This is a genomic window from Haematospirillum sp. 15-248, from assembly GCF_012102665.1.
Classification (GTDB): Bacteria; Pseudomonadota; Alphaproteobacteria; order Rhodospirillales; family Rhodospirillaceae; genus Haematospirillum.
In genome coordinates, this window is the sequence record NZ_JAAVTF010000013.1 from 38,718 (window position 1) to 49,731 (window position 11,014).

Here is an 11,014-nt window from a genome sequence, read left to right on the forward strand (position 1 = left end):
AAACCGCCTATGGGCAGAACACAATTCATTCATGCCGGTTCTTTCAACCTGGCAAATTCGAGCAACTCGTCTGTAAGCGCCTCAATCTCGGATACAGCTCGTACAGCGCCATCAACTTCGTGAACAGAAAGTCCGCGAGCTGCGGCTTCAGCAAAAATAACGCGCTGGGTAAGAGATGACTCAAAAGCAGGAACATCTGGATAAGCTGCCAGCGCCTCACGCCCGATTGCCGTATTTGATATTTTACGATTTATAACAAATGCGTATTTAAGATTTTCTTTAAAAACAACCGCTTCGCCAATAAGTTTGACAACCTCATCTGAGGCCCAGATATCGTAAGGCGATGGCTGTGTAGGGATCAGAATAACATCGGCGGCCATAACGGCAGATCGGGCTAAATCAGTGACACGGGGTGGCCCGTCAATCACAACGTGATCATAGCCATAACCAATCTGGCCTATCTCTTTATGCAATGTTGGACGGGGAAGACCCGCAAGAAGCTGAAGACGGCAATGGCGATGATGTCAGACCGTGATAATGCCGCATGCGATGTCGCGGCTGAATTCGGTGTGTCTTTGTCGACGCTCTATGCTTATGTCGATGTGAAGGGAAATCCGCGCGCTCGAGCCAACGAGTTACTCGCCAAGCACCGAACCAAGCGTGATACGACAAGTCAGGCCTGACCAAGTTGCCGGTAGGATTCCTAAGCGATAGTCAGGCCAGAGAGTATGCCCGCTTCAACGGGGAACTGACACCCGACCAACTGGCCCCCTATTTCCACCTCGACGACACCGATCGCAAGTTCGTCGCCACGCTTCGCGGCGATCACAATCGTCTGGGTGTTGCCGTCCAGCTCGGATCTGCGCATGCTGGGCATCTTTCTCGAAGACCCGGGGCAGGTTCCGGCCTCGGCCCTGCGCTTTACCGCCCGCCAACTTTCTCTCCCCGAACCCGAGGAATTGATCGCGGAATATGCACACAGTGAAGGACGTTGGCGACATGCTCCCCGTATTCGCCAGCAATATGGCTATCGCACCTTTACCGATCCCGGTGTCGGGTTCCGGCGCAATCGTTTCCTTTATGTTCTGTGCTGGACCGGATCGGATCGGATCGGATCAAGCTTCCGCCCTTTTCGACCGAGCGACCGCCTGGTTGCTAGAGGCTAAGGCTCTGCTTCCTGGTCCATCCGTTCTTGAACAAACCGTGGCTAGAGTACGCGCACGAGCGAACGCCCGCCTGCACCGACTGTTGATCAAGACGATGATACCCGAACAACGTGCGCGGCTCGACAAGCTTGTCGCAGTCCCGGAAGGGGAGCGACAAGGCTCTCTCGATCGGTTGCGAAACGGTCCATACATCCAGAGCAACCGGGAAGTCCGCCGCGCGCTCGACCGCTTGGAAGAGATCCGGTCTCTCACAAATGGATTGCCCTCTATTGATCATTTGCCACCGGGTAAAATTACGACTTTGGCGCGGTTCGCCAGTACTGCCAAGGCCCAAGCTGTTTCCCGCCTGCCACCGGATCGGCGTGCAGCAACTTTGCTGGCATTCATCCGGACCCTTGAAGCCTCCGCTGGAGATGATGTCATTGATGTGTTCGATGTGGTCTCGACCTCAATGTTCAACGAGGCGACCAAGGCGGCGAAACAGGCCAGATTGCGATCACTCCGTGACCTTGACGCCGCGGCACTGAAGTTGCGGGACGCGGCGATCGTCCTCCTTGATCCGGAAACGCCTGATGACGCAGTGCGAACTGCTATCTTCCAGCTCGTAGACATCGCCTCGCTTGCCGCAGCCATCGATCGCATCGAAGAACTGGCCTAACCCCATGACGACACCTATTTCACGGAACTCAGGAAGTGCAGCCGCAAGATTTCTTATACACCAGGGCTGCTCACTGGCCTCAATCTCGGCGCCGCACCAGCCGGACGACCGCTGCTTGAGGCGATCGAATACCTCCGCGCTGTTCACTCCGGGCGCAAGCGTATCGGACCACCGACAACTGCTTTCGCACCCAAACAGTGGCAAACCCAGTTGAAATCGGCCGATGGTTCCCTCGATCTGACCGGTTACCGGCTTTGTGTTCTCGACGGCCTTCGTCGCGCGATTCGCCGGCGCGATCTCTTTCCGGTAAAGTCGTTACGGCACACCGATCCTCGCAAGGGGTTGTTATCAGGCGCGGCATGGGAAGCTGCCGCACCGTCGGTGTATCCGGTGTCGCCGATGAAGAGCTCGGACGACTGTCACAACGGCTCGACCTCGCCTTCCGTGAAACCGCCAGCCGTATGCCCACGAACTCGGCCGTTTCCATCATCTGCACACCGGAAGGACCGGACCTTTCCGTCGAGCGCCTCGAAAAGCTTGAAGAGCCGGCAAGTCTGATTGCGCTGCGCACGGCGCTCGAGGCTCGCTTGCCCAGACTCGATTTGCCCGAGCTAATCATGGAAATGCACGCCCGGACTGGTTTTGCCGATCTGTTCACCCATGCCAGCGAAGGAAGCGCGCGGGCAGAGGATATTGCGACAAGCGTTTGCGCCGTCCTACTGGCCGAGGCCACCAACACCGGGTTTGAACCATTGATCCAGCTCGATGTTCCGGCGCTCAGGCGATCACGGCTCAGTTGGGTGAAGCAAAATTTCCTGCGCGCCGAAACCCTGATTGCCGCCAACGCTGCCCTGGTTGCCGCGCAGAACGCTATCCCCCTCGCCAGAAAATGGGGCGGCGGCGAGGTGGCCTCCGCCGATGGACTGAGATTTGTCGTGCCGGTCCGCACCATACATTCCGGTCCCAACCCGAGATATTTCGGGAAAGAACGCGGCGTCACATGGTATAATCTCGCCTCGGACCAGTTCACCGGTCTCAATGCCATAACTGTCCCGGGGACCTTGTGCGATAACCTCAATCTCCTCGCTGTCGTGCTCGAGCAGGAAACCGAGTTGCGGCCGACCGAGATCATGACCGACACAGCCGGATATGCCGATACCATCTTTGGCATATTCTACTTGCTCGGATACCAGTTCAGCCCCCGTATCGCTGATGTTGGCGGCGCGCGGTTTTGGCGCGTCGATGGCAAGGCTGATTACGGCGTTCTCAACGATCTCGCCTCGAACAAGATCAACATGAAGCTGATCTTGGATCACTGGAACGACTTGCTGCGTCTTGCCGGCTCGCTCAAGCTCGGCGTGGTTCGGGCCGCAGACCTTACCCGAGCGCTCCAGACCAACGATCGGCCCACACGGTTGGCCCGCGCCCTTCAGGAACTCGGCCGCCTCATCAAAACCCTCTACCTTCTCCGCTTTATTGATAACGAAGCCTATAGGCGGCGTATTCTCGTTCAACTCAACCGGGGTGAAGGGCGACACCAGCTCGCTCGCGCCTTGTTCCACGGGAAGCGCGGGGAATTGCGTCAACGCAACCGTGAAAGGCTGTAAGGTCAACTTGGAACGCTCGGCCTGGTCGTCAATCTCGTCGTGCTCTGGAACACGATCTACATGGATGCCGCCCTGAATCAGCTCATGACAGAAGGCCACGACGTGCGACCCGAAAACGTTGCACGCCTATCGCCGCTTGGCTCAAAACACGTCAATATGCTCGGCCGATACGCCTTCTCTCTGCCGGAATTCGTGACCCGAGGCGAACTTAGGCCGCTACGCGATCCTCAGAAGACTGACCCTGACGAGCCCTGAAATCCTTATGTAGGTTTTCTGTTCCGTTGCTACTCAAACCCCAACAGCTGCGCTCCAATGATATCCCACTCCTCGTCTGTCAGAGCGCCTCGCGCATCCCTCCGCTCTCCGCAAAGACCAGCACCAAGGCACATCAAGGCCAACCCAAGAAAAATCTGCGTCAAGTGGAGCTAGCTAGATACATGATTTTGTCTTCAAGTTCAGCAATACGATCCAGGTAAATATCCATTCTCTTCTTATATATCATTTCATTATCTTCTGCCGTGATGCGCGATATCAAATTCGCACTCGTTCGCGTACACAAATCAAAGTATATTTCGGGCGTCATGGGCGGTAGGTATGTTTTGCTTCCAACAAGAAGATGACGCACCATTTTCGTGTCATTGCTGATGCACTTGGCCTTATGGTCAAGATATACGTCGGATGCTGTAATGGAGGGAATCTCATCCTCTAGACGCTGCCGCATTATAGTGTACAACTCAGTATCAACGGGATTAAAATCTGCGCAGCGTGCGAGTAGGGCCGGGTCAACATCGAGCTCATCCCAAGGCGTTTTATTGACCCGGACTCGCTTCCATATTTTAACATTAATCCATGGAAAAAGTGCATTGAGGAGGAATTGGCTTTCTTCAAATAGCTCTGTTATGCCAACTAGGGCGTAATCATTTTTCAGTCTACGAAGCGCTTTCTCGAATAGCTCATCATCAGATCGAAACGTATCGCCAAAAAGCGATAGTATGTATTTCGCCGCATAGTTTGGTTGTGGGCCATTACTTCTGGCCCCGTCCATAATACGTTCCATCCATTTTAGTGTCCCCTCGATATCTCCTTGAGGCGGAGGAGGCTCTCCGGTTGGGTGAAAGTATATTCCATTGTAGTCTGAACAATAAATGAAATATGATATGCATACATTTGCAGGATTCCTAATCATGGTAATTCTATGACATTTATTATCCGTTAGTTCATTGAAATGATGCACGTTGTGACCATAACAGAATAGAATCTTTTTCCTTGAATCTTTATCCATACTATGAACAAATTCATTAGATAAATTTCCTGAATCACCATAGGATATGCACTGATCCTCTCTGAAGTTCTTACTTATCGCATAAGCAAAAGTGAGTCCACCAGAACTACCAGTCATATCAAATATAATTGTTGTGGATTCTTTTTCGAATATGCAAACCATTATTAATTCTCCTTATCATCTACTTTAAAATAACATGATAATTTATTTTTCATATTGTTTATATTTCGTTAATTTGACTAGGCTCCAGACTCAATCAGGATATTGATCGTGGTCTTTAAATCAGATTCATACCCTTCAATCGGGAGATTGGTGGCATGAATGGCCCACCTGTTTTGGCTTTCGGACGCCCAATGGGCGGCGATACCGAGACCGTCACCTGATCGAAAACGCCTTCTGTCACATCAAGGACTTCCGCCGCGTCGCGACCCGCTACGACAAGCTCGCCAGAAACTTCCTCTCCGCCGTCGCTCTCGCAACCCTCGTCGCATTCTGGATATGATTGAGTCTGGAGCCTAGTTGGCATAGGTGTCCTGCCCCTGCAGTTCAAGGACGGAACCGACCGCAAAACCTTGGAGCTGGACGGAACGGATATCTTTGATATCAGCGGCATTGGAAACGGCACCAAACCGCGCCAGGACGTTCAGGTCACGATTACCCGCGCTGATGGTTCAAAACAGACGATCACGGTCCTGTGCCGCATCGATACGGCCGATGAGGTGGAATACTACCGGCATGGCGGTATCCTGCAAGCCCTCTCTTTTTTATGATTTATTCATGGGGAGCCGGATAGCAACAAATAACATGATAAAATGCAGACCGAAAAATTTATACACCCATTCATTGATTGAATTTGATCCTTGTTAATAATAATTATATCATGTTCTCCGTGATCCTCTACGAGGTTTTGAATACCATAAGTATGCGGAAGGATTCAGATGGAGTTCGGGAACTATACAGGATTAGCTGAGCCGTACTCTCGTTACAGACCAGACTATTCTTCGTCTGTCCTTCGGGCAATTCTGGCCTTGGCAGGGAAAAACAAGACAGATATGGATGCCGTCGACATTGGAGCCGGGACGGGGATATGGACCCGAATGCTGTCCGGGAGCGAACTACGCTCCGTAATCGCTGTAGAGCCCAATGATGATATGCGCCGTTGCGGACAGCGTGATACCCCTGATGTTTCGTGGCAGAAAGGAACAGGAGAGCATACAGGACTAGCGGACAACTGCGCCGACTTGGTCAGCATGGCATCATCCTTTCACTGGGTCGATACCGAAGCAGGGCTATACGAGTTTCACCGTCTCCTGCGCCCCGGAGGACGATTCGTAGCTCTCTGGAACCCACGCATGACGGAACTATCACCCGTTTTGAGTTCTATCGAACAAAAACTGGCAGAATTACACCCAAACTTGCAGCGTATATCCTCTGGGAAGGGGAACTTTGCTGCCAAGATGAATGACATTTTGTGGCATAGCACTTTGTTTGACGATGTTATCTATCTTGAAGGGCGACATACTGTACACCAAACTCCGGAGGAGTACTTGGGAACATGGACGTCTGTAAATGAAGTGCAAGTCCGGCTCGGACCATCCCTGTTCCATGTTTTCCTTGATTATGTGCAGAGTGTGACCAGAGACCTGCCCTACGTGGAAACCACTTACATGACCCGAGCTTGGTGCGCGCGCAGAGTCAGTTAACACTACGTCTCTGAGCTTAATTCAGCTCATTTATTGCCCTAATACCCAACAATAAACGGGCTAATCTACATGGTTAAAGGAAATGTGCTGATTATGGTGTCAGAATAACACAAAAAGGCAATCTACTATACCGGTAATGGGAAAGAATCTGGGAAGGCGGGCCTAAGTCGCTCCGCATCTCCTAGACCGCGGGGATCCATGCAGGCAAAACAGGAATATTCTCCCCGACAAGGGACTCTCTGGTGGATTACCGGCCTCTCCGGGGCTGGAAAAACAACAGTCGCACGCATCCTCCGAGACCGGTTAAGCTCTTCTGGACGTCAGGTTTTTCTGATGGACGGCGATACAATGCGCCATATTCTGGGGCATGTACACGGATACAGCCAAGACGATCGTCTGTATTTGGCTTCTGTTTACGGGCGCTTGGCCCATGAGATGGTGAACCAGGGGCTGGATGTCGTTTGTGCGACAATATCCATGTTTCATGGCATCCAGAAATGGAATAGAGACAATATTAGGAATTATCGTGAGATATACTTGAAAGTTCCTGTAAAAGAACTGATCAAAAGGGACAATAATGGCCTTTACTCACGGTCACGAGCAGGAATAGAGTCCGGAATCATCGGCATCGATATTGTACCCCATGAACCTGTTAATCCTGATCTTGTTGTGGATTGTTACGGCCAGGTTAGTCCGGAAGAAGCAGCCAGACGAATCATGAGCTTGGAGGATATTCATGGTGCGAACCAAAGCTGAAACTTTGGAATGGCTCTCATCCAGGCTGCAGGCAGGTCGCATCATGCCTCTGTTTTACTTCAGCGCCCAAGACTGGAAAGAACGGAATAACGATGTTCTGGAGCAATTGCGTCACTCGGGTATGGGGCGCATACCGCTGATTGTCCGGTCCAGTGCGCTTGGGGAGGATGATGCGCGGGAATCCATGGCAGGCCGTTACCTGTCAGTAACAAATGTCATCGAGCAGAATCAGGTTACCCAAGCCGTCGACGCTGTCATCGATAGTTATGGCCCATTCAACCCAAGACACCAAGTTCTTGTACAGCCCATGCTAACAGACAGTGTACTCAGCGGCGTTGTATTCACAAAGGATCCAAGCGGGGGAGGGGACTATCTTGTTATCAACTACTGCGAAGGTGCCGATACCACAGCTGTAACTGGTGGAAGGAACAATAATCAGACAACGCTGTATCTGTGGAAGCATGCCCAGCTGGAAGCGTCCAGCCTGACAGGCAAAATCGGCGCGCTGGCAAAAGATCTGGAACAAATCTTGGGTCAGGATGCCTTGGATTTTGAGTTTGCAATATCCCGAAACAATGACACACCAATCCTGTTTCAGGTACGCCCTCTGATCATGCCAACGCACATGCTGGTTCCACGTACACACCACGAAGACGCCTTGGGCAGTATAGCCTCAAAGCTGTCGTCATCCCTTGGGCCAGTGCCATACCTGCATGGCCGACGCACCGCCTTCGGCATCATGCCAGATTGGAATCCAGCAGAAATCATCGGGATCCGTCCGCGTCCACTTGCCCTTTCCTTGTACAGGGATCTGGTCACAGATTCCATATGGGCCTATCAACGCCATAACTATGGCTACAAAGACCTTCGCAGTTTCCCGCTTATGGTTGACTTCTTCGGCCTTCCGTACATTGACGTAAGAGTCAGCTTCAATTCCTTCATACCTGCCGATATCGACGACGATCTATCAACCCGTCTGGTTAATTATTATGTAGACCGACTTCTGGAGCAACCCGCACTCCATGACAAGGTAGAGTTCGAGATTGTTCTTTCATGCTATACTTTCGATATAAAGAACAAATTAGATGGTTTACCCAAAAATATTTTCACAGATATTGACCGCAATATCCTGAGCACGTCTTTGCGCCACCTTACCAATACTGTCATCAACAGGGAAAACGGACTCTGGCGCCAGGATGCTGCCCGCATTGCCGAGTTGGAACAACGCCACGCTCGTATACGGACAGCCAGCATGGATGCGGTGTCGCGTATTTACTGGCTTCTGGAAGATGTCAAACGCTATGGAACGTTACCGTTTGCCGGACTGGCCAGAGCCGGCTTTATTGCAACACAAATTCTAGAATCATGCGTACAAAAAGAAGTTATCTCCAAACAGGAACGAGACTCTTTCGTAGAGGGCCTTGGCACTATTGGCTCTTGCATAGGAAAAGATCTTGTCACGCTTGACCGGACGGATTTCCTGTCGAAATACGGGCATCTGCGTCCTGGAACATATGACATTCTATCGCCCCGCTATGACGAGGAACCAGATCTATACTTCAACTGGAACAAAACATCGAAACAGGAAATAAAGCAGGCAAAGCCTTTTTCGTTGTCACTGAAACAAATGCGCGACATTGAGCGACTACTGGGGGAGCATGGCATTGATCATACCGTCGTGGGCCTGTTCGATTTCCTTGAAGCCAGTATTCGTGGCCGAGAGTATGCCAAATTTGTATTCACTCGCTCTCTTAGCGATGCCCTTTCCCTCCTCAAGACCCTCGGGGCCGAACATGGTCTAACAGAAGAGGACATGTCCTTTTGTGATATACGGTGTATCCATACCCTGCACTCAGGGGCAGAACGCATTCAATCCGTACTGAAAGACAGTATTGCCCGCGGCAGGGAACGCTATGCCCTGACACGACAGCTGATCCTCCCGCCCTTTCTTGTAGAGCCGGAACAGATATGGGGTTTCCAGCTTCCTGCCTGTGAACCAAATTTTATTACCCAGAAAACCGTTATTGGTCCCGTTCTTGCTCCAAATCCAGCATCATCCCTGGATGGGGCAATTGTTTTTCTTCCCAATGCGGATCCCGGCTTTGACTGGATTTTTTCACGCTCCATCATTGGATTTGTCACAGCATACGGCGGCGTTAACTCGCACATGGCTATCCGTGCCTGTGAACTTGGCCTCCCTGCTGTCATAGGAACCGGGGAAGCCTTGTATGCCCGGTGGTCACAAGCGCACAGTGTGCGGCTGGACTGCCTGAACCGCCAAGTGCAAATCCTGCAATGACACGCCTTCTTGCCATTACACAGCGTGTCGAAATCAAGGCTGAATACGGTGAGCGCCGGGATGCCCTCGATCAACGGTGGACTCTCTTTCTGCAAGCCTGCGGTCTGATTCCAGTGCCAGTTCCCAATCACACAAAGGCAGCACTTGACCTGGTATCTTCTGCGGATCTGTGCGGGATTCTCTTGAGCGGGGGCAATGACATTCATGCAGACGCCCCTGAACGCGATTGCATGGAATACGAACTGGCTGCATGGGCACGGAAAAACAAGAAACCGGTTCTGGGCGTCTGTCGCGGTATGCAGCTTCTTCTCGATCTGTTCAAGGTTCCTCTGCAGCGCATTAATGGCCACGCAGGCATTACACATACACTGGACAATGGCCGAAACGTCAACAGCTATCATCGCTTCGCTGCCGTCGGCGATGCTTCTCCATTTACGGTCCTGTCCCGCACAGACGACGGCTGTATCGAGGAAATACGCCACCCGCAGGAATACATACATGGTATTATGTGGCACCCGGAACGTATGGAACCATCTAACAGGGACGATATTATTCTTTTTCAACGCCTGTTCGCGGAAAAGAGAGCATGAAAGCTATCATTCTTGCCGCTGGCCGTGGCTCCCGGATGGGATCGGCAACTGAAAGCATCCCGAAATGCCTGCTTCCGCTTGGGGGCCGCCCGCTTCTGGAATGGCAGACCGAAGCTCTGCACGCCGCCGGAATAAGCTTGATCGGGTTGGTACGGGGATACAAAGCAGACCTGTTAGAGGCTTATCCGCTGTTCTTCTTCGACAATCCTGACTGGTCTGGCACCAACATGGTGGCATCCTTGTTTCAGGCCGCAGAATGGCTGCGCCAAGGTCCAGTGATTGTCAGTTACTCAGACATCTTCTATTCGACACAAACCATAAGAGCATTGATGTTGGCCCCCGGCAATATCGTGCTCAGCTATGATCCAAACTGGTTATCCTTGTGGTCAAAGCGCTTTGCAGACCCTCTTTCTGATGCAGAAACCTTCCGCCTTAACGGTGAACGTGTCTGCGAGATAGGTAAGAAAACGCAAGACCTTGCGAGTATACAGGGTCAATATATGGGACTAATTAAGTTCACGCCAACAGGCTGGAATGCTGTTGAGGAATATTGCGGTCACCTTCCGACAGAGCTCCTAAATACACTAGACATGACATCCCTGCTGTCAGCACTGATAGAGAGCGGTATTAGCATCGATGCCATCCCCGCATCAGGACGCTGGGGCGAGGTAGATCAGAAATCAGATCTTGAGCTATATGAACATTGGCTTTTGAATGGCGCTTTTTCCTCGTCTCTCTCTTGATTAACAGACGGCTGGAAAAGGTACGATTGTTTCCACAAGATCAAGTTGACTAGGCTCCAGACTCAATCATGGTATTGCTCGTAGTCTGCGGATCAGATTCATACCCTTCAATCGGGAGATTGGAGGCATGAATGGCCCAGCTGTTTTGGCTTTCGGACGCCCGATGGGCGGCGATAGAGCCGCATTTTCCCAGGAACCAACCGGGTGCGC

General features: G+C 51.8%; 8 protein-coding genes and 3 pseudogenes. 9 read left to right on the top strand and 2 right to left on the bottom strand.

From position 1 onward, the window contains the following. Window positions 1–29: 29 nt before the first annotated feature. The gene (locus HEQ72_RS10175; protein ID WP_322099513.1) at window positions 30–428 is read right to left on the bottom strand and encodes a hypothetical protein; all 399 of its coding nucleotides are present in this window, start codon (window positions 426–428) and stop codon (window positions 30–32) included. Window positions 429–467: 39 nt separating this feature from the next. Here HEQ72_RS10175 and HEQ72_RS10180 point away from each other — a divergent pair, with 39 nt between their 5' ends. Continuing rightward, window positions 468–683: a hypothetical protein gene (locus HEQ72_RS10180; protein ID WP_209316235.1), complete on the top strand. Its 216-nt coding sequence runs from the start codon at window positions 468–470 to the stop codon at window positions 681–683. Window positions 684–688: 5 nt separating this feature from the next. Further along, window positions 689–3,686, top strand: a pseudogene (locus HEQ72_RS10185) (Tn3 family transposase). 160 nt (window positions 3,687–3,846) lie between these two features. Here the strand turns inward: HEQ72_RS10185 and HEQ72_RS10190 are convergent. After that, on the bottom strand, window positions 3,847–4,875 hold the full coding sequence (locus HEQ72_RS10190; protein WP_168023285.1) for a hypothetical protein: 1,029 nt from the start codon (window positions 4,873–4,875) through the stop codon (window positions 3,847–3,849). Between the two features lie 196 nt (window positions 4,876–5,071). On the opposite strand from HEQ72_RS10190, the pseudogene HEQ72_RS10195 reads away from it, so the two are divergent. The 7 genes and pseudogenes from HEQ72_RS10195 to HEQ72_RS10225 form a co-directional block, all read left to right on the top strand. Then, window positions 5,072–5,215: pseudogene (locus HEQ72_RS10195) on the top strand (IS5/IS1182 family transposase); the annotation flags it as partial. Window positions 5,216–5,225: 10 nt separating this feature from the next. Next, a pseudogene (locus HEQ72_RS10200) lies at window positions 5,226–5,483 on the top strand (hypothetical protein); the annotation flags it as partial. Between the two features lie 168 nt (window positions 5,484–5,651). Further along, window positions 5,652–6,416, top strand: a complete 765-nt coding sequence (locus HEQ72_RS10205) for a class I SAM-dependent methyltransferase (RefSeq protein ID WP_168021416.1) — start codon at window positions 5,652–5,654, stop codon at window positions 6,414–6,416. A 198-nt stretch (window positions 6,417–6,614) separates the two neighbouring features. Beyond that, window positions 6,615–7,172, top strand: coding sequence for an adenylyl-sulfate kinase (locus HEQ72_RS10210; protein ID WP_168023286.1), 558 nt, complete (start codon window positions 6,615–6,617; stop codon window positions 7,170–7,172). Further along, a complete protein-coding gene (locus HEQ72_RS10215; RefSeq protein WP_168021412.1) occupies window positions 7,153–9,471 on the top strand; it encodes a PEP/pyruvate-binding domain-containing protein in 2,319 nt (772 codons plus the stop codon). Before HEQ72_RS10210 ends, HEQ72_RS10215 begins: the two co-directional genes overlap by 20 nt. Continuing rightward, on the top strand, window positions 9,468–10,061 hold the full coding sequence (locus HEQ72_RS10220) for a gamma-glutamyl-gamma-aminobutyrate hydrolase family protein (protein WP_168021410.1): 594 nt from the start codon (window positions 9,468–9,470) through the stop codon (window positions 10,059–10,061). Before HEQ72_RS10215 ends, HEQ72_RS10220 begins: the two co-directional genes overlap by 4 nt. Beyond that, complete coding sequence (locus HEQ72_RS10225; RefSeq protein WP_168023287.1) at window positions 10,058–10,804, top strand: NTP transferase domain-containing protein; 747 nt, start codon at window positions 10,058–10,060, stop codon at window positions 10,802–10,804. Before HEQ72_RS10220 ends, HEQ72_RS10225 begins: the two co-directional genes overlap by 4 nt. Window positions 10,805–11,014 lie beyond the last annotated feature (210 nt).

Bases quoted from the DNA above. Each gene is read 5' to 3' on its own strand.
- HEQ72_RS10180 (WP_209316235.1), top strand. From the start codon at position 468: ATGCAATGTTGGACGGGGAAGACCCGCAAGAAGCTGAAGACGGCAATG.
- HEQ72_RS10190 (WP_168023285.1), bottom strand. From the start codon at position 4,875: ATGGTTTGCATATTCGAAAAAGAATCCACAACAATTATATTTGATATG.
- HEQ72_RS10205 (WP_168021416.1), top strand. From the start codon at position 5,652: ATGGAGTTCGGGAACTATACAGGATTAGCTGAGCCGTACTCTCGTTAC.
- HEQ72_RS10210 (WP_168023286.1), top strand. From the start codon at position 6,615: ATGCAGGCAAAACAGGAATATTCTCCCCGACAAGGGACTCTCTGGTGG.
- HEQ72_RS10215 (WP_168021412.1), top strand. From the start codon at position 7,153: ATGGTGCGAACCAAAGCTGAAACTTTGGAATGGCTCTCATCCAGGCTG.
- HEQ72_RS10220 (WP_168021410.1), top strand. From the start codon at position 9,468: ATGACACGCCTTCTTGCCATTACACAGCGTGTCGAAATCAAGGCTGAA.
- HEQ72_RS10225 (WP_168023287.1), top strand. From the start codon at position 10,058: ATGAAAGCTATCATTCTTGCCGCTGGCCGTGGCTCCCGGATGGGATCG.